The organism is Mycobacterium sp. E2479, assembly GCF_001667925.1.
Lineage (GTDB): Bacteria > Actinomycetota > Actinomycetes > Mycobacteriales > Mycobacteriaceae > Mycobacterium.
On the sequence record NZ_LZJR01000144.1, the window covers coordinates 13,994 to 32,747 of the forward strand.

General features: G+C 70.0%; 18 protein-coding genes. 10 read left to right on the top strand and 8 right to left on the bottom strand.

Annotated features, from left to right (window positions below; genetic code table 11):
* Position 1: 1 nt before the first annotated feature.
* The 3 genes from A5686_RS21135 to A5686_RS21145 form a co-directional block, all read right to left on the bottom strand.
* Positions 2-1,105, bottom strand: coding sequence for a TobH protein (locus A5686_RS21135; protein ID WP_067938297.1), 1,104 nt, complete (start codon positions 1,103-1,105; stop codon positions 2-4).
* A complete protein-coding gene (locus A5686_RS21140) occupies positions 1,102-2,499 on the bottom strand; it encodes a phosphomannomutase/phosphoglucomutase (protein WP_067938299.1) in 1,398 nt (465 codons plus the stop codon). The genes A5686_RS21135 and A5686_RS21140 overlap by 4 nt, the downstream gene beginning before the upstream one ends.
* 286 nt (positions 2,500-2,785) lie before the next feature.
* On the bottom strand, positions 2,786-3,223 hold the full coding sequence (locus A5686_RS21145; protein ID WP_197520661.1) for a DUF3499 domain-containing protein: 438 nt from the start codon (positions 3,221-3,223) through the stop codon (positions 2,786-2,788).
* A gap of 188 nt (positions 3,224-3,411) precedes the next feature.
* Here A5686_RS21145 and A5686_RS21150 point away from each other — a divergent pair, with 188 nt between their 5' ends.
* A complete protein-coding gene (locus tag A5686_RS21150; RefSeq protein WP_067938304.1) occupies positions 3,412-3,834 on the top strand; it encodes a metallopeptidase family protein in 423 nt (140 codons plus the stop codon).
* Positions 3,835-3,889: 55 nt separating this feature from the next.
* Here the strand turns inward: A5686_RS21150 and A5686_RS21155 are convergent, their stop codons facing one another.
* Entirely contained in the window at positions 3,890-4,228 is a 339-nt protein-coding gene (locus tag A5686_RS21155; protein WP_067938306.1) for a WhiB family transcriptional regulator, read from the bottom strand.
* A gap of 391 nt (positions 4,229-4,619) precedes the next feature.
* Between A5686_RS21155 and cofD the strand changes: the two genes are divergently transcribed.
* Genes cofD through A5686_RS21175 form a run of 4 tightly spaced genes read left to right on the top strand, consistent with a single transcriptional unit; the run spans position 4,620 to position 9,118 of the window.
* Positions 4,620-5,627: a 2-phospho-L-lactate transferase gene (gene cofD, locus A5686_RS21160; protein ID WP_067938416.1), complete on the top strand. Its 1,008-nt coding sequence runs from the start codon at positions 4,620-4,622 to the stop codon at positions 5,625-5,627.
* The gene (locus A5686_RS21165) at positions 5,624-6,976 is read left to right on the top strand and encodes a coenzyme F420-0:L-glutamate ligase (RefSeq protein WP_067938308.1); all 1,353 of its coding nucleotides are present in this window, start codon (positions 5,624-5,626) and stop codon (positions 6,974-6,976) included. Before cofD ends, A5686_RS21165 begins: the two co-directional genes overlap by 4 nt.
* Positions 6,977-6,986: 10 nt before the next feature.
* Complete coding sequence (locus tag A5686_RS21170) at positions 6,987-8,582, top strand: class I SAM-dependent methyltransferase (protein WP_067938310.1); 1,596 nt, start codon at positions 6,987-6,989, stop codon at positions 8,580-8,582.
* Positions 8,579-9,118 carry an NUDIX hydrolase gene (locus A5686_RS21175; protein WP_067938312.1) on the top strand — a complete coding sequence of 180 codons (540 nt, stop codon included), beginning with the start codon at positions 8,579-8,581 and terminating at the stop codon, positions 9,116-9,118. Before A5686_RS21170 ends, A5686_RS21175 begins: the two co-directional genes overlap by 4 nt.
* 80 nt (positions 9,119-9,198) lie before the next feature.
* Here the strand turns inward: A5686_RS21175 and A5686_RS21180 are convergent, their stop codons facing one another.
* Genes A5686_RS21180 through rfbD form a run of 3 tightly spaced genes read right to left on the bottom strand, consistent with a single transcriptional unit; the run spans position 9,199 to position 12,074 of the window.
* Positions 9,199-10,275, bottom strand: a complete 1,077-nt coding sequence (locus A5686_RS21180; protein ID WP_067938314.1) for a sugar phosphate nucleotidyltransferase — start codon at positions 10,273-10,275, stop codon at positions 9,199-9,201.
* A gap of 1 nt (position 10,276) precedes the next feature.
* Positions 10,277-11,167 carry a glycosyltransferase family 2 protein gene (locus A5686_RS21185; RefSeq protein ID WP_067938316.1) on the bottom strand — a complete coding sequence of 297 codons (891 nt, stop codon included), beginning with the start codon at positions 11,165-11,167 and terminating at the stop codon, positions 10,277-10,279.
* Positions 11,160-12,074, bottom strand: a complete 915-nt coding sequence (gene rfbD, locus A5686_RS21190; protein ID WP_067938318.1) for a dTDP-4-dehydrorhamnose reductase — start codon at positions 12,072-12,074, stop codon at positions 11,160-11,162. Before rfbD ends, A5686_RS21185 begins: the two co-directional genes overlap by 8 nt.
* A 98-nt stretch (positions 12,075-12,172) precedes the next feature.
* Here rfbD and A5686_RS21195 point away from each other — a divergent pair, with 98 nt between their 5' ends.
* The 4 genes from A5686_RS21195 to ctpC all read left to right on the top strand — a co-directional run bounded on the left by A5686_RS21195 (position 12,173) and on the right by ctpC (position 17,041).
* Positions 12,173-13,645 carry an LCP family protein gene (locus A5686_RS21195; RefSeq protein ID WP_067938321.1) on the top strand — a complete coding sequence of 491 codons (1,473 nt, stop codon included), beginning with the start codon at positions 12,173-12,175 and terminating at the stop codon, positions 13,643-13,645.
* A 6-nt stretch (positions 13,646-13,651) separates the two neighbouring features.
* A complete protein-coding gene (locus A5686_RS21200) occupies positions 13,652-14,410 on the top strand; it encodes a TIGR03089 family protein (RefSeq protein WP_197520662.1) in 759 nt (252 codons plus the stop codon).
* A 120-nt stretch (positions 14,411-14,530) separates the two neighbouring features.
* Positions 14,531-14,812 (top strand): DUF1490 family protein, encoded by a 282-nt coding sequence (locus A5686_RS21205; RefSeq protein WP_067938420.1) that lies wholly within the window; start codon positions 14,531-14,533, stop codon positions 14,810-14,812.
* A gap of 9 nt (positions 14,813-14,821) precedes the next feature.
* A complete protein-coding gene (gene ctpC / locus A5686_RS21210; RefSeq protein WP_067938322.1) occupies positions 14,822-17,041 on the top strand; it encodes a manganese-exporting P-type ATPase CtpC in 2,220 nt (739 codons plus the stop codon).
* 4 nt (positions 17,042-17,045) lie between these two features.
* On the opposite strand, the gene A5686_RS21215 is transcribed toward ctpC, so the two are convergent.
* Complete coding sequence (locus A5686_RS21215; protein WP_067938324.1) at positions 17,046-17,696, bottom strand: cation transporter; 651 nt, start codon at positions 17,694-17,696, stop codon at positions 17,046-17,048.
* 137 nt (positions 17,697-17,833) lie between these two features.
* On the opposite strand from A5686_RS21215, the gene A5686_RS21220 reads away from it, so the two are divergent.
* Positions 17,834-18,748, top strand: a complete 915-nt coding sequence (locus A5686_RS21220) for a class I SAM-dependent methyltransferase (RefSeq protein WP_067938326.1) — start codon at positions 17,834-17,836, stop codon at positions 18,746-18,748.
* Positions 18,749-18,754 lie beyond the last annotated feature (6 nt).

Genomic DNA, 18,754 nt, shown 5'->3' on the forward strand with positions numbered 1-18,754 from the left:
TCTATCCCCGCACCAGTCGCATGTAAACCGCGGCCATTTCCAGCCGGACGGCCAATACTGCCAGTTGCTGTTCGGGGCTGCCGGGGCCCCCCAGCGCCGGCGAAACCCCGTAGCCTGCCGAGCCGCCGGGCCCGTCGGGCACGTCCTCGGCGGCGAGTAGGTACACGTTGTCCAGCCCGGCGGTGCGGGCGGCCACACCCGCCTGCTCCGACTCCAGGACGACGGCCAGTACGCGCAACCGCTGCGGCAGCGGCCCGTCGATCTGTTCGTCGTGGAACACCGCGGCGTCGGGATCCTGATATCCGTCGGACGCCGCGGCCCGCAAGGCGACCAGCGCGTCCGCGAGCCCGGTGGCCGGCGTCACCTGGTTCGCGACGCGCAGCAGCACGGAGCTGCCGTGCCGGGCCAGCGCAAGCGTCGCGGCGCCGTCGCCCGCCAGCGCCACCTGACGCTCGGCAACGCGCGCGGCCAGCAGCTTGGCCGGGTTGGTGAACAGCTCGCGGCCGGCGCTGTTGCGCAGCGCTTCGGCGTCCAACTCGTCGGCGAGCAATGCCAGATCGACCTTCGGCCGTGGGTCCACCGCATGCACCACGGCCAGCCCGGCGGCTAGGTACCGGCACAATCCGAATTCGTCGTCGGGAACCGAGAGCCGGGGCGCCAGCACCGCCGCGCGCCCGGCGGTGGCGTCCCGCAACGGGCCCTCGTACGGCGCGGTCACCACTACCCGGGCGCCCCGACGCAACCCAGTGGCGGCGGCGGCGGCCAGGGCGGGATCGCCGGGATCGTCGCCCGCGACGATCATCACGTCGAGCGGGCCCACCCACGGCGGTGCCTCGTCGGCGAGAGTGAAGGGCTGAGAAGAGGTGCCACCCAAGGTCGCGGCGAGCACCGTCCCGGCGGTCTCCGCGGTGCCGCGCCCGGCCACCCAGATGACGCTGCGCGCAGGGTCGTTCGCGCGCAGCGGGTCCAGCGCACCCTCGTCGACCGCGGCGGCGACCGCACGCACCTGGGCACCGGCCGACGATGCGGCACGCAGCAGGCCGTCGCGGTCGGCGGCCAACAGTCCCTCGGCGTCCTCGAGATCGATCGCTCGGGTGGCATTCACGGCGTGGCCTTCACGTCCGCCGAGGCCGCGGTGATCTCAAAGCTGATCTGGGCGACGACCTCGGCCACGTCCTCGATCGTGCGCGCCTCCACGTTCAGCCGCAACAACGGCTCGGTATTGGAGCTGCGCAGGTTGAACCAGCTGCCGTCGCCGAGGTCGGCCGTCACCCCATCCACGTGATCGAGTGAGTGAATCCGGGTGCCGAACGACTTCAGCACCGCCTCCGTGCACTTCCCAGCGTCGGCGACGGTGAAGTTGATTTCGCCAGACGATTCGTAGCGCTGGTAATCCGCGGTCAGCTCCGACAGCGGGCGGTCCTGCTCGCCGAGGGCGGCCAGTACGTACAGCGCCGCCAGCATCCCGGAGTCGGCACCCCAGAAGTCGCGGAAGTAGTAATGCGCCGAATGTTCGCCACCGAAAATTGCGCCGGTGTCGGCCATCAGTGCCTTGATATAGGAGTGGCCCACCCTGGACCGCAGCGGCGTGCCGCCGCGCTCGGCGACAAGTTCGGGCACCGCGCGCGACGTGATCACGTTGTGGATGATCGTCGCACCGATCTCCCGGCTCAACTCGCGCGCGGCAACCAGACTGGTCACCGTCGACGGCGAGACGGGGTTGCCGCATTCGTCGACCACGAAGCAGCGGTCCGCGTCGCCGTCGAACGCCAGCCCGATGTCGGCGCCGGTCTCGCGCACGTAAGCCTGCAGGTCCACCAGGTTGGTGGGGTCGAGCGGGTTGGCCTCGTGATTGGGAAACGAACCGTCGAGCTCGAAGTACAACGGCTCCAACGTGATCGAGCCGATCGGGCCGAGCACGGCGGGCGTCGTCAGACCGGCCATGCCGTTGCCGGCGTCCACGGCCACCCGCAGCGGGCGCAGCTTGGAGGTGTCCACCAGCGACCGCAGGAACTGTCCGTAGTCGGCCAGCACGTCACGGTCGCTCACGTTTCCGGGTTCCCCGTCGTAAGCCTCGACGCCGGCGATCACATCATCGGCGATCAGGCGCAGGCCCGTCTCGGCGCCGACCGGTTTGGCCCCCGCCCGGCACAGCTTGATGCCGTTGTAGGCCGCCGGGTTGTGGCTCGCGGTGAACATCGCGCCGGGGCAATCCAGCAGTCCGGAGGCGAAGTAGAGCTGATCGGTCGACGCCAAGCCAATCCGCACCACGTCCAGTCCCTGGGTGGTCACTCCGGCGGCGAACGCCGCGGCCAGCGTAGGCGAACTGTCCCGCATGTCGTGACCGATCACCACCTGGCGGGCACCCTCGCCGCGCATGAGTTTGGCGAACGCTCCCCCAAGATCGGTGACCAGCGGCTGGTCGAGCTCTTCGCCGACTAGCCCACGCACGTCGTACGCCTTGACGACACGGTGGACAGTCGCGGCGGGCCGAGACATGCGGGACTCCTGACGACGTGAACTCTTGGCCGTCAGCCTATCGGGCCACGGAGAACTGGGGCGGCGCTAGTGGGGATCGCAAGCGCGGCGGAGCCGGGCGCGGGGTCGCCACCATCGGCGCTAGTGGGGATCGCAAGCGCGGCGGAGCCGGGCGCGGCGGGTCGCCACCATCGGCACTAGTGGGGATCGCAAGCGCGGCGGAGCCGGGCGCGGGGTCGCCACCATCGGCGCTAGTGGGGATCGCAAGCGCGGCGGAGCCGGGCGCGGCGGGTCGCCACCATCGGCGCTAGTGGGGATCGGGCAACACGCGCAGATGTCCGCGTCGCCGTCCGGAGCGATGCTCGGGCGGGGCCAGCAGACTGCGACTGGGCGCGGTGGCCTGAGATCCGCCGTGATGGATGTGGGCGTCGGCGAAGCCGTTCACCGGTGTCGCACCGCCGGCGTACGGCAAGGCGCGATCGCCGCCCTCGCGCACCGCATCGGCGAGGGCAACCAGGTCGTCCTCGTCGGGGTGGGTGGGCAAGGGGCCGGCGTGGCGTACCAACTCCCACCCGCGGGGCGCGGTGATCCGGCCGGCATGGTTGACGCACAAATCCCAGGAATGCGGTTCCCGCGCCGTCGCCAACGGACCGACGACTGCGGTCGAGTCCGAGTAGACGAACGTCAGGGTCGCCACGGCGTAGTGCGGGCACCCGGGCCGGCAACAGCGACGGGGAACGTTCACGATCGAAAGGCTATCGTGCGCAAACGCCGCCGAAGCGCCGGACACGCGCAACTCCTCGGCCCTCGATGTGCAACCGTTACCATCGGCGCGTGGCTGATTCGCCCAGCTATCCGCGAAGAGATCGGTTCTCCAACGGGCCGGCTCCGCGCCGGAGCGGGACGCACCGACTCTTTCGCAGGGGCCGCGATATGCGCGGCCCGCTGTTGCCCCCGACCGTGCCGGGGTGGCGCAGCCGCGCCGAGCGGTTCGACATGGCGGTGCTGGAGGCCTACGAGCCCATCGAGCGGAGCTGGCAGGACCGGCTGGCCGAACTCGACGTCGCCGTCGACGAGATTCCGCGCATCTCGGCAAAGGATCCCGAGAGCGTGCAGTGGCCACCCGAAGTGATCGCGGACGGTCCGATCCCGCTGGCGCGGTTGATCCCGGCCGGCGTCGACATCCGCGGCAACTCCACCCGGGCGCGAATCGTGTTGTTCCGCAAGCCAATTGAGCGACGGGCCAAAGACACCGTCGAACTCGGCGACCTGCTACACGAAATCCTGGTGGCCCAGGTCGCGATTTACCTCGACGTTGATCCGTCCGTCATCGATCCGACGATCGACGACGAATAACTTCTCCTTGCACGTCGGCCGCCGAACGCTCGGCGTGCGTTGCGATCAGTGTGCGTCAGATGATGCCCCGCTTGAGGCGGCGGCGCTCGCGCTCGGACAAACCGCCCCAGATACCGAAGCGCTCGTCGTGCTCGAGGGCGTACTCAAGGCACTCATGACGCACCTCGCAACCCAGGCAGATCTTCTTGGCCTCTCGGGTGGAGCCACCCTTTTCCGGGAAGAAGGCCTCGGGGTCGGTCTGGGCGCACAGCGCGCGATCCTGCCATTGATCCGCGGCCGGCTCCGGCATGGGCTCGGGCTCGAATGCGATTGGCGCATCAGGGACCACGGTCAAATGCGGCCGAGCGGGACGGTCCGGTGCCGGGTCGATGTCAGTGTGCGGCGTGCTCGCCATGGCGCTTCGAAAAGTGTCGTAAGACATACGGTCGTCCGCCTCCTCAGCTTGTTTGAGAGAGTGTGTGATTGGTTTCCCACTGTTCTGATGTACAGACAATTCGAACAAGTGATCGAATCTCGGTCTGCGACACCGGAGTCGGCCGGCCAACCGGGAAATGACACTGTTGTGATTAGACACGGGTTGACCTGCCGGGTCAAGCACTTCGGCGCATTTCCATACCATCTCGTGATCAAATTTCGGCGTTTCTGTTGTTTTGAGGCTTCGGCGTGTCGATCACACGATCCTCAGCCTTCCCAGAAGTCGCCCACAAGTGGTGGGGAACCGCAACTTTGAGGCACCCCCGATGGGCCCGCCACAGCGCTACCGCCGGGCAGTACTGTCGTGCAATGTGAAGGTCACCGTTCTGGTCGGTGGGGTTGGCGGCGCCCGGTTCCTGCTGGGGGTTCAACAGCTTTTCGGGCTCGGTCAATTTCAAACGCAAGGGTGCCCGGGCACGGAAGCCAACGAACTCACGGCGATCGTCAACATTGGCGATGACGCCTGGATCCACGGATTGCGAATCTGCCCCGATTTGGACACCTGCATGTACACCTTAGGTGGAGGTGTAGATCCGGAGCGAGGGTGGGGGCACCGCGACGAAACCTGGCACGCCAAAGAGGAATTGGCGCGCTACGGGGTGCAGCCGGACTGGTTCGGGCTCGGTGACCGTGACCTGGGCACCCACCTGGTGCGCACCCAGATGCTCAACGCCGGCTATCCCTTGACCCAGATCACCACCGCGCTGTGCGACCGCTGGCAACCCGGCGCGCGGCTGCTGCCCGCCAGCGACGATCGGTGCGAGACACACGTGGTGATAACCGATCCCGACGACGGCAGCCGGCGGGCGATTCACTTCCAGGAGTGGTGGGTGCGCTACCGGGCCCAGGTGCCCACGCACAGCTTCGCCTTCGTCGGCGCTGAAAAGGCGGCCGCCACAATTGATGCCACGGCGGCCATCGCGGACGCCGACGTCATCCTGCTGGCGCCCTCGAACCCGGTGGTGAGCGTCGGCGCCATCCTGGCCGTCCCCGGCATTCGCGGGGCGCTGCGCGGCGCGCGCGCGCCGATTGTCGGCTACTCGCCGATCATCGGTGGAAAGCCATTGCGCGGCATGGCCGATACCTGCCTGTCGGTGATCGGGGTCGAGTCCACCGCCGAGGCGGTCGCCCGGCACTACGGCGCGCGCCGGGACACCGGCATCTTGGACGGCTGGCTGGTGAGCGAAGACGACCGGGCCGGTTTCCAAGGCGACATCGACGGCATCGCGGTGCGCTCGGTACCGCTGGTGATGATCGACCCGAAGGCGACGGCCGAGATGGTCAGGGCCGGACTGGAGCTGGCAGGGGTGACCCCTTGACGTCTCGGCCCGGCGAGCATGGCACCGCCGCCGCGATCGAAATCCTGCCCGTCGCCGGGTTGCCCGAATTCCGGCCCGGTGACGATCTGGGCGCTGCCGTCGCCGCGGCCGCCCCATGGTTGCGCGACGGCGACGTCGTCGTGGTAACCAGCAAGGCGGTGTCCAAATGCGAGGGCCGCCTGGTGCCGGCCCCGCAGGATCCGGAGGAGCGCGACCGACTGAGGCGCAAGCTGGTCGACGACGAAGCCGTCCGGGTGCTGGCCCGCAAGGGCCGGACCCTGATCACCGAGAACCGGATCGGCCTGGTGCAGGCCGCCGCGGGCGTAGACGGATCCAACGTGGGTCGCGACGAACTGGCGCTTCTGCCGGTCGACCCGGACGGCAGCGCCGCGACGCTGCGGGCCGCCCTGCGCGAACGGCTCGGTGTCGAGGTCGCCGTGGTCATCACGGACACGATGGGCCGCGCGTGGCGCAACGGCCAGACCGACGCGGCCGTGGGGGCCGCGGGCATGGCTGTGCTGCACGGCTATTCGGGGGCCGTCGATCAGCATGGCAATGAGTTACTGGTCACCGAGGTGGCGGTCGCCGACGAGATCGCCGCGGCCGCCGATCTGGTCAAGGGCAAACTGACCGCGATGCCGGTGGCAGTGGTGCGCGGCATGTCCGTGACCGACGACGGCTCGACAGCGCGGCGGTTGTTGCGGCCGGGCACCGAAGACCTGTTCTGGCTCGGCACCGCCGAAGCCCTCGAAGCCGGTCGCCGCGAGGCGCAGCTGCTGCGCCGATCGGTGCGCCGCTTCAGCGCCGAACCCGTGCCGGCGGATCTGTTGGAAGCCGCGGTCGCCGAAGCGCTGACCGCGCCGGCTCCGCACCACACCCGCCCGGTGCGGTTCGTCTGGCTGCAGACCCCGGCCATCCGGACCCGGCTGCTGGATCGCATGCGGGACAAGTGGCGCGCCGACCTCGCCGGCGACGGCCGGCCCGCTGACTCGATCGACCGCCGGGTGGCGCGCGGTCAGATCCTCTACGACGCGCCAGAGGTCGTCATCCCGATCCTGGTGCCGGACGGCGCGCACGCTTATCCCGACGCCGCCCGCACCGACGCCGAGCACACCATGTTCACGGTGGCCGTCGGCGCGGCGGTGCAGGCCCTGCTGGTCGCGCTGGCGGTGCGCGGGTTGGGCAGCTGCTGGATCGGCTCGACGATCTTCGCCGCCGACCTGGTGCGCGCCGAGCTCGGGCTGCCCCCCGACTGGGAACCGTTGGGCGCCATTGCCATCGGATATGCCGCCGAACCGGCCGGGCCGCGTGATCCGGCAGACCCCGGTGATTTGCTGATCCGCAAGTAATACTGAGCCCATGAAGTTCGCCGGCAAGGCGGCGGCCTCGGCCGACAAGGTTCGCGGCGGCTACTACACCCCCGCACCGGTGGCCCGGTTCCTGGCCACCTGGGTCCACGCGGCGGGACCGAAGATCGTGGAGCCCTCCTGCGGCGACGGCGCGATCCTGCGCGAGTTGGCCACGCTCAGCGACCGGGTGCAGGGCGTCGAACTGATGGCCGACGAGGCGGCCAAATCCCGCCGGTTCGCCCCCGTCGACGCCGAGAGCCTGTTCGCCTGGCTCGCCACCGCCGAGGCCGGCGGCTGGGACGGGGTCGCCGGCAACCCGCCCTACATTCGTTTTGGCAACTGGCCAGCGCAGCAGCGCGATCCGGCGCTGGCCCTGATGCGGCGCGCGGGTCTGCGCCCCACCCGACTGACCAACGCCTGGGTTCCGTTCGTGGTGGCGAGCACCATGCTGGTGCGCGACGGCGGGCGGGTGGCGCTGGTGCTCCCTGCCGAGCTGCTCCAGGTCAGCTACGCCGCACAGCTGCGCGACTACCTTCTGTCCCGATTCCGCGAGATCACGTTGCTGACGTTCGAGCGCCTGGTGTTCGACGGCATCCTGCAGGAAGTCGTGTTGTTCTGCGGTGTCGCCGGCACCGGTCCCGCACGCATCCGCACCGTGCACCTCCAGGACGCCGGCGCCCTGGCTAGCGTGGACCTAAACGTGCGACACCGTCCTTTCGGGCCCGCGCTCTTGCACGAAAACGAGAAGTGGACCAAGTACTTTCTGGATCCCGCCGCGATCCGGCTGCTGCGCGCGCTCAAGGGTTCGGGCACCCTGACGCGGCTCGGGTTTTTCGCCGAGGTCGACGTCGGAATCGTGACCGGGCGCAACGCCTTCTTCACCTTCACCGACGCTCAGGCCGCCGCGCTGGGGTTACGGCCGCACTGCGTCCCGCTCGTCTCGCGCAGTGCCCAACTGTCCGGGCTGATCTACGACGACGATTGCCGGGCAAGCGACCTCGCCGCCGGGCAGCGCGGCTGGTTACTCAACGCGCCGCGCGAGCCCGCCGATGCGGCGCTGCGAGCCCACATCAGCGCGGGTGAAGCAGCCGGGGTGCACCGCGGCTACAAGTGCTCGATCCGCAAGCCGTGGTTTGCCACGCCCTCGCTGTGGGCGCCCGATCTGTTCCTGCTGCGCCAGATCCACCGGGCGCCGCGGCTGACCGTCAACGCCGCCGCGGCCACGAGCACCGACACCGTGCACCGGGTGCGCCTCAGCGCCCGCGCCGATGCCGGGATCGACCCGGCCGCGCTCGCCGCGGTGTTCCACAACAGCGCGACGTTCGCCTTCAGCGAGATCATCGGTCGCAGTTACGGCGGCGGTGTTCTTGAGCTGGAGCCCCGCGAAGCCGAGCAGCTGCCCATTCCCCCGCCGAATTGCGCGGACGCCGATCTCGTCCGCGACGTCGACCTGCTGCTGAAGGCCAACGAGTTCGACAAGGCGCTCGACCTCGTCGACCGCCGCGTGCTGATCGACGGCCTGGGATTGGCGGCCGAGGCGGTGGCGGACTGCCGCGCGGCGTGGGTGTCGTTGCGGGATCGGCGGAAACGGCGGGGGTCACGATGAGCGTTCGGGAGTCGGCGATCGCGCTGCTGTCGAGCTGGGATCCACCCGACCCGGCCCAGGATTCGTTGCGCCACGCCGTGTTGGCGTTCGTGCACGCCCGCAGCGATGCGTGCCGGCGCGAGTGCGTGCCGGGCCACGTGACCGGGTCCGCGTTGGTACTCGACCACTCCGGCGACCAGGTGCTGCTGACCCTGCACCCCCGCCTGGGCCGGTGGGTGCAGTTGGGCGGCCACTGCGACGATGACGACACCGACGTCCTCGCCGCCGCGCTGCGCGAGGCCACCGAGGAGTCCGGGATCGACGGGCTGCGCATCGAACCCCGATTAGCCGCGGTGCACGTGCACCCGGTGACCTGCTCGCTGGGCGTGCCGACCCGTCATCTGGACCTGCAGTTCGTCGCGCACGCGCCGGCCGGCGCGCAGATCGCGATCAGCGACGAGTCCGAGGACTTGCGGTGGTGGCCCGCCGACGCGCTGCCCGACGGGACGGATTACGCGCTGGCCTATCTGGTCGCCCAAGCCACGCGAGCGGGTTAGCCGCCGAGTGTGCGGCTAGCTTCACGCTCGGCCTCGAATGTGCGGCTAGCGTCACCCTCGGCGAACAGGAGTCTCCGCCGCTAGACGTCGGACGAGTAGCGGATCCCGCCGTCGGGAATCGACACACCGGGCCACACCCGGGCGCCGCGCAACAACTCGCAGCGCGCCCCGATGTCGGCGCCGTCGCCGATCACGCCGTCGCGGATCAGCGCCCGCGGGCCGATGCGCGCGCCGAAGCCGATGATCGATCGCTCGATCACGCTGCCGGCCTCGACCTTGACGCCGTCGAAGATCACCGCGCCGTCCAGCCGGACGCCGGGGCCGATCTCGGCTCCCCTCCCGACAACGGTGCCGCCGACCAGCACCGCGCCCGGCGACACCGCCGCGCCGTCGTGCACCAGCTGCTCGCCGCGGTGGCCGTGCAGCGCCGGCGACGGGGCGATGCCGCGCACCAGATCCGCTGAGCCACGCACGAAGTCTTCCGGGGTGCCCATGTCGCGCCAGTAGCTGGCGTCGACGTAGCCGCAGACCTTCACTCCGGGATCGGACAGCAGCGCGGGGAACACCTCACGTTCCACCGAGACCTCCCGGCCGCGCGGGATCCGGTCGATCATCTGGCGCGAGAAGACGTAGCACCCGGCGTTGATCTGGTCGGTCGGCGGGTCCTGGGTCTTCTCCAGGAAGCCGGTGACGCGGCCTTCCTCGGTGGTCACGCAGCCGAACGCCCGCGGATCGCCCACCCGGACCAGATGCAGTGTGAGGTCGGATTGCTGAGCCGAGTGGAAGTCGAGCATCTGACCCAGGTCGGCTCCGGAAAGCACGTCTCCGTTGAACACCATCACGGTGTCGTGCCGCAGGTGGCCGGCCACGTTGGCGATGCCGCCGCCGGTGCCCAGGGGCCGCTCCTCGGTGACGTACTCGATCTGCAAACCCAGCTTGGAGCCATCACCGAACTCGGCCTCGAACACCGCAGCCTGATACGACGTGCTCAGGATGACGTGGTCCATCCCGGCCGCGGCGATTCGCGAGAGCAGATGCGTGAGGAACGGCAGCCCCGCGGTGGGCAGCATCGGCTTGGGCGCCGACAGCGTCAGCGGCCGCAGCCGGGTGCCCTTGCCGCCGACCAGGATCACCACATCGACTTCTGGAGTTCCCACCTCAGTGACGCCCTTCTAGAAGTTTCCGCCGGCCGGACACGCGCCGCGCACTGCGCACCATCAGGCGCGAACGCACCCTGAGCGAGGCGTGCAGCGTCCAGCGCAGCGGGGCGCGCGACCAACCGGAATGCCGGTCGGCCAGAAACATATACGTGCTCTTGTGATGCGCGGCCAGGTGGCTGGCCGGGTCCGCGCCGGTGGAGTGGCCCTTGTGGTGCAGGACCTCCGCCGACGGCACGTAGACGGACAGCCAACCGGCCTTGCCGAGGCGGTCGCCTAAGTCGACGTCCTCCATATACATGAAGTACCGCTCGTCGAACCCGCCGATCTGGGCGAACGCCGAACGCCGCACCAACAGGCACGACCCCGACAGCCAGCCCACCGGCCGCTCGCTGGGCTCCATCCGCTCCTGGCGGTACGCCGCCGACCACGGGTTGCTTTTCCAGAAGGGTCCGACGACCGCGTGCATGCCGCCGCGGATCAGGCTCGGCAGGTGCCGCGCCGACGGATACACCGATCCGTCGGGATCACGGATCAGCGGGCCCAGCGCGCCGGCCCGCGGCCACCGCGACGCGGCGTCGAGCAGTTCGTCGATGCTGCCCGGTCCCCACTGCACGTCCGGGTTGGCGATGATCACCCAGTCATCGTCGGGATCCAGTTGCGCGACGGCACGATTCACCGCGGTCCCGTAGCCGAGGTTGGCTCCGGTGCGAAACAACCGCACATTGGGATAGCGGTCGACGGCTGCCTCCGGAGTGCCATCGGTGGAGCCGTTGTCGGCCAGCAGCACGCACACCTCCCGCTCCGTGGCCAGCGACAGCGAGGCCAGGAAGCGCTCCAGGTGCGGACCCGGTGAGAAGGTCACCGTCACGACCGGCAGGACGTCAGTCACGCGTAGAGGGTAACGGTCGAACGGCCGCGGCACCGCTATCGGCGGCGGCCAGCGCAGCGGCAAGCGCGGGGCGCCAAGGCCGCAGCGGCCGCATCCCCGCGGCGACGGACTGGCCACTCGACAAGGCGGAGTAGGCCGGTCGGGGGGCGGGGCGGGGAAAGTGCTCGGTGGGGACCGGTCGCACCCGCTCGGGGTCGGCGCCGCATTCCTCGAAAACGGCGCGGGCCTGATCGAACCGCGAGCAGGCTCCTTCATTGGCGGCGTGCAGGATCGGGCCGGGCGTGCCATCGTCGACGATCTGTAATAGCGCGGCGGCGAGGTCGCCGACGTAGGTCGGCGAGCCGATCTGGTCGTAGACCACGTCGACCGGACCGTCCCCGGCCGCCAGCCGGCACATCACGGCGACGAAGTCCTTGCCCGTGCCGCCGGTGTAGACCCAGGCGGTGCGCACGACTATGCCCTGGGACGGGTCGGGCAGCGCCGCGAGCACGGCCCGCTCCCCCGCGACTTTGCTGCGCGCATACACACTCTGCGGGGCGGTGTGATCGGTGGGCTCGTACGGCCGCGGCGGCGCGCCGCCGAAGTCCCCGTTGAATACGTAGTCGGTGGACACGTGGACCAGTCGCGCGCCGACCTGCGAACACGCACGCGCGATGTGCCCCGGTCCGGCTTCGTTGACCGCGAATGCGGCCCCCTCGTCGGTCTCCGCCCGGTCGACGTCGGTATAGGCCGCGCAGTTGATCACCACGTCGCCGCGCCGCACGATCCGCTCGGCGGCCGTGGGCTCGGTGATGTCCCACTGCGACGACGTCAGCGCCAGCGCTGCACGGCCCTGCCTCGCCGTTAACGAGGTCAAATAGCCGCCCAACTGCCCACCGGCACCGGCGATCACGATCCTGCCCGACATGGTTCGAGTCTGGCATGGCCCGCAAAGCTGCAACCACGCCCGGGGCACGCGGGGACCGGCTACCGGTGAAGCACCTGTGTCGCAAGTAATGTAGTGGGATGCCTGTGCAACGTGTGGTTCGTGTGGTTGCCACCGCGCTGACGCTCGCGGTCGTCGTCGGCACCGGGATCGCATGGAGCAATGTCCGGTCCTTCGAAGACGGCATCTTCCACATGTCCGCGCCCTCGCTGGGCAAGGGTGGCGACGACGGCGCGATCGACATCCTGCTGGTCGGCATGGACAGCCGCACCGACGCGCACGGCAATCCCTTGTCGCAGGAGGAACTGGACACGCTGAAGGCCGGCGACGAGGAAGCGACCAACACCGACACGATCATCCTGATCCGCATCCCCAACAACGGGAAGTCGGCCACCGCGATCTCGATCCCGCGGGACTCCTACGTCGCCGCCCCGGGCTTGGGCAAGACCAAGATCAACGGCGTCTACGGCCAGACCCGGGAGGCCAAGCGCACCGCCCTGGTCAGGGCGGGCGCCTCCGCCGCCGAGGCGGCGGCCCAGGGCACCGAGGCGGGCCGCGAGGCGCTGATCAAGACCGTCGCGGACCTCACCGGTGTCACGGTCGACCACTACGCCGAAATCGGCCTGCTCGGCTTTTCCCTGATCACCGATGCCCTCGGCGGCGTCGACGTCTGCCTCAAAGAGCCGGTGTTCGAGCCGCTTTCGGGTGCCGACTTCCCGGCCGGCCCGCAACGACTCAACGGTCCCGAGGCGCTGAGCTTCGTGCGCCAGCGCCACGAGCTGCCGCGCGGCGACCTGGACCGGGTGGTGCGCCAGCAGGTGGTGATGGCCTCGCTGGCCCACCGGGTCATCTCCGGGCAGACGCTGTCCAGCCCCACCACGGTCAAGCGGCTAGAGGCCGCCGTCCAGCGCTCGGTGGTGATCTCGGCCGGTTGGGACGTCATGGATTTCGTGCAGCAGATGCAGAAGCTGGCCGGGGGTAACGTCGCCTTCGCCACCATTCCGGTGCTCGACGGCGCCGGCTGGAGCGACGACGGCATGCAGAGCGTGGTGCGGCTGGACCCACATCAGGTCGCCGACTGGGTGGGCGGCCTGTTGCACGAGCAGGAACAGGGCAAGACCGAGGAGATCGCGTACACCCCCGCCAAGACCACCGCCAGCGTCGTCAACGACACCGATATCAACGGGCTGGCCGCAGCAGTGTCAGACGTGTTGACCGCCAAAGGTTTTGCCGCGGGCACCGTGGGCAACAACGATGAGGCGCACGTCAAGACCAGCCAGGTGCGCGCCGCCAAGAGCGACGACCTGGGGGCCAGGGAGGTCTCGAAGGAATTGGGCGGGCTGCCGGTGATCGCCGACAGCTCGCTGGCCCCGGGCGCGGTACGGGTGGTGCTGGCCGACGACTACAGCGGACCGGGCTCGGGCCTGTCCGGCAGCGAGACGATCATGCCCGCCCGGGTGTCGACCGCCGGCGCGGTGGCGGCCGACCCCAGGGTTCCCGCGCCATCGCCAATCCTGACCGCCGGCTCGGACAAGCCGGAGTGCATAAACTAACGACCGGTGCCTCAACTGACCACGCTGAGCGGGGCGATCCTCGACCCGATGCTGCGGGCCGATCCGGTCGGTCCGCGCATCACCTACTACGACGACGCCACCGGCGAGCGCATCGAACTGTCCGGTGTGACGCTGGCCAACTGGGCCGCCAAGACGGGCAACCTGCTGCGCGACGAATTGGGCGCCGGCCCAAAAAGCCGGGTGGCGATTCTGTTGCCCGCGCATTGGCAGACGGCCGCGGTGCTGTTCGGGGTGTGGTGGATCGGTGCCGAGGCGGTGCTGACCGGCCCGGCAGACCCGGCAAAAGCCTCGAACATAGCGTCGGACATCGCACTGTGCACGGCCGAGCGCCTCGATGAGGCCGACGCCGCCGTGAGCACGGCGGTATCGGGGGGCGAGCTGGCGGTGCTGTCGCTGGACCCGTTCGGCCGGCCGGCACCGGACCTGCCGATCGGCGTGACCGACTACGCCACCGCGGTGCGGGTGCACGGCGATCAGGTCGTTCCCGAACCGCGCCCGGGGCCGGCGCTGGGCGGACGATCGGTCGACCAGGTGCTGGCCGATTGCCAAAGCTCCGCCGCGACAAGGGGATTGACGTCGCGCGATCGGGTGCTGTCCAGCGCGTCGTGGTCCGGGCCCGCCGAGCTGGTGGACGGCCTGCTGGCGATCATGGCCGTCGGCGCCTCGCTGGTGCAGGTGGCCAATGCCGACCCGGCCGGGCAAGAGCGCCGCATCGACACCGAGAAAATCACCCGGGTGCTGTAAAGGCCTGAGGAGCCGACCCCGGGGCCACACCGCGCGCGATACATATTGATATCGCTATATTTCGATGTTAACGTCGTGCAATCATGGGCGAAACGCGCGGACGATAGGAAGGTTGCGGCGATGGCGGTGTACGGGCTTCTGGCGAAGGCGGCAGGCACGGTGGTCACCGGGTTGGTCGGCGTGACCGCCTACGAGGTGGTGCGCAAAGCCGTCGCCAAGGCGCCGCTGCACGAGACGGCGGTCAAAGGGGCCGAGCTCGGACTGCGCGGCACCCGCAAGGCCGAGGAAGCCGCCGAGTCGGCGCGCCTCAAGCTCGCCGACGTCATGGCCGAGGCCCGCGAGCGCATCGGTGAGGAGGCGCCCACGCCCTCGGTCGCCGACACCCACGACCACGAGCACTGATCGGGCGATATGGAACTCGCCCTGGTCCCCGACATCGCAGCCGAGGAGCGAACCGAAGACGCTGCGCTGCAAGTGATTTCGGATGCCGCCGGGCGCATGCGGGTCGCCGTCGAGTGGGTGCGCGCCAGCTCCCGGCGCGCCGTGGCGGTCGAGGAGGCCGTCGCCAAGTGTGAGGGTGTGCGGGTGGTGCACGCCTACCCGCGCACCGGATCGGTCGTCGTCTGGTACTCCCCCCGGCGCTGCGACCGTTCCGCGGTGCTGGCCGCCATCGGCGAGGCGTTGCACGTCGCCGCCGAGCTGATCCCGGTCCGCCCGCCGCATTCGGAGGAGATCCGCAACGCCGACGTGCTGCGCATGGTCATCGGCGGCGCGGCGCTGGCCCTGCTCGGGGTGCGCCGCTACGTCTTCGCGCGGCCGCCACTGCTGGGACCCGGCGGCCGGCTGTTCGCCACCGGCGTCACCGTCTTCACCGGCTATCCGTTCCTGCGGGGCGCGCTGCGTTCGTTGCGCTCCGGCAAGGCCGGCACCGACGCGCTGGTCTCGGCGGCGACCGTGGCGAGCCTGGTGTTGCGCGAGAACGTCGTCGCCCTCACCGTGCTGTGGTTGCTCAATATCGGTGAGTACCTTCAGGATCTGACGCTGCGCCGGACCCGGCGCGCCATCTCCGAACTGCTGCGCGGCAGCCAGGACACGGCGTGGATCCGGCTCGACGACGGTAACGAGGTTCAGGTGCCGATCGACACCGTGCAGATCGGCGACGAGGTGGTGGTCCACGACCACGTCGCCATCCCGGTCGACGGCGAAGTGGTCGACGGCGAGGCGATCGTCGACCAGTCCGCGATCACCGGGGAGAATCTGCCGGTCAGCGTGATGGTCGGCGCGCACGTGCACGCCGGTTCGGTGGTGGTGCGCGGACGCCTGGTGGTGCGCGCCCGCGCCGTCGGCAACCAGACCACCATCGGCCGCATCATCACCCGGGTCGAGGAGGCGCAGCACGACCGGGCGCCGATCCAGACCGTCGGCGAAAACTTCTCGCGCCGTTTCGTTCCCACCTCGTTCATCGTCTCGGCCATCACGCTGGCGGTCACCGGTGACGTCCGCCGGGCGATGACCATGCTGCTGATCGCCTGCCCGTGCGCGGTGGGCCTGGCCACCCCCACCGCGATCAGCGCGGCGATCGGCAACGGTGCTCGCCGCGGCATCCTGATCAAGGGCGGCTCGCACCTCGAGCAGGCCGGCCGGGTGGACGCGATCGTGTTCGACAAGACCGGCACGCTGACAGTCGGCCGCCCCGTGGTCACCAATATCATTGCGCTACACAAGGATTGGCAGCCCGAGCAGGTGCTGGCCTATGCGGCCAGCTCGGAGATCCACTCCCGACACCCGCTGGCCGAGGCGGTGATCCGGTCCACCGAGGAACGCCATATCACCATCCCGCCGCACGAGGAGTGCGAGGTGCTGGTGGGCCTGGGCATGCGCACCTGGGCCGATGGCCGGACCCTGCTGCTTGGCAGCCCCGGACTGCTGCGCGCCGAGAAGGTGCGGGTGTCCAAGAAGGCGTCGGAGTGGGTGGATCGGTTGCGTCGCCAGGCCGAGACCCCGCTGCTGCTCGCCGTCGACGGCAAACTGGTGGGGCTGATCAGCCTGCGCGACGAGGTGCGGCCCGAGGCCCCCGGTGTTCTGGAGAAGTTGCGCGCCAACGGTATTCGCCGGATCATCATGCTCACCGGCGATCACCCGGACATCGCCGAGGTGGTGGCAGGCGAGCTCGGGATCGATGAGTGGCGCGCCGAGGTGATGCCGGAGGACAAGCTCGCCGCGGTGCGCGACCTGCAGGACGAGGGCTACACCGTCGGCATGGTCGGCGACGGCATCAACGACGCCCCCGCCCTGGCCGCCGCCGACATCGGGATCGCGATGGGGTTGGCCGGAACCGACGTCGCCGTCGAGACCGCCGACGTGGCGCTGGCCAACGACGACCTGCATCGCCTGCTCGACGTGGGCGACCTGGGCGCTCGCGCGGTCGACGTGATCCGGGAGAACTACGGCATGTCGATAGCCGTCAACGCCGCCGGCCTGATCATCGGCGCGGGCGGGGCGCTGTCCCCCGTGCTGGCCGCGATCCTGCACAACGCGTCGTCGGTTGCCGTGGTGGCCAACAGTTCTCGTTTGATCCGCTACCGGCTCGAGTCACCGCGCGGCTCGGTGAACGGCGAGCGCGCCGTCTGACGATTCAGCAGCCGCAATCCTCGCCGCGCCAGGCGCGCACGCCCTGCCAGACCGCGACGCCGGCAATGACCAGCCCGACGGCCGGGTCGATCCACCACGCGCAGGAGCACAGCGCCGTCATCGCCAGGCCGATCAGCACCCCGGCGGCCTGGGCGGCGCACAGGTAGTTCTGGGTTCCCTCGGCCTCGGTGGCGCCCGAGCCCAACCGCGTGCCCAACCGGTGGTTGGCCCGCCCGAGCACCGGCATGAGCACCAGCGCGAGCGCGGTCAGCCCGATGCCGATCACGGACACCTCGGCGTGGTGTTCGCCCACCAGGTCGCGGACGGATTCGGCGGCGATATACGGGGCGGTCAGCCAGAACGACATCGCGACACCGCGTTGCGCGCGCCGCTCGGCGCTTACGGACAGTGCGCGCGCCCCGCTGAACCGCCACACCACCATTGCGCTGGCCAGCGCCTCCGCCGCGCCGCCCAGGGCCCACCCGGTGAGGGCGACGGAGGACACCGCGACGCCCTGCCACAGCCCGACCGCGCCCTCGACGAGCACAACGGCCAGGCTGACCCAGGCCAGCCGCCGCGCCCACTCGGCGCCGCGCCGCCAGCCCGCGTCGCGCGCAGCGACGCTCGTGCACCCGATGGCAACCGATGTGGTCATTGCGCGAGGCTAGCCGCGGCCGCGGCGGTTCGCATCGCCGCAACGCCCGCCCGTGATCGATCTGTCACACCTCGCACCTGGGCGCCCGGCGCTCTTAGTTATGGTGGCTAACCAGTAGATCGGAAGGGATTTTCTCGATGGCGCGCAGCGACGACGACACCTGGGACCTCGCGACCAGCGTGGGAGCGACCGCCACGATGGTGGCCGCCGGACGAGCCCGGGCCACCCTCGACGGGCTGATCGACGATCGGTTCGCCCTGCCGCTGGTGCGCGCGGTCGGTGTCGACTTCATGACCCGGTGGGCCGCCGGCGAACTCGCCTCCGTCGATGTCGACGAACCGGACGCCGCGTGGGGCATGCAACGCATGACCGACATGCTGGCAGCCCGCACCCGCTACATCGACGCGTTCTTCGCCGAGGCGGGCGCCGCCGGCATCGATCAGGTGGTCATTCTGGCCTCCGGCCTGGACGCGCGCGCCTACCGGCTGCAATGGGCGCCGGGCACCACGGTGTTCGAGATCGACCAGCCGCGAGTCCTGGAGTTCAAGGCCGCCACCATCGCCGAACTCGACGCCCAGCCCGCCGCCGAGGTGCGCAACGTCCCGATCGACCTGCGCCACGACTGGCCGTCGGCGCTGCGACAAGCCGGCTTCGACACCGGGCGCTCCGCGGCCTGGGCCGCCGAGGGACTGATCGGCTTCCTGCCGCCGCAGGCCCAGGATCGGTTGCTGGACAACATCACCGCCCTGTCCGCCGACAGCAGTCAGCTGGTGGCCGAGGTGTTCGCCAACACGGGAGTCAGCGGGGACGCGCTGAACGCCGCGAGCGAGAAGTGGCGGCGCAACGGCCTCGACATTGCCCTGGGCGAGCTCGGCTTCCCCGGCGAGCGCAACGACGTGGCCACCTACCTGCAGCAGCGGGGCTGGCAGCCGGTCCGCACCCCGTTGAACCAGATGCTGGCCGACAACGGCCTGCCGCTGCAGTCGACCGACCCCGATGCGCCCTTCGCGCAGAACTACTACTGCACCGCGGTGTTGCACAGGGCAGGTTGAAAGGAA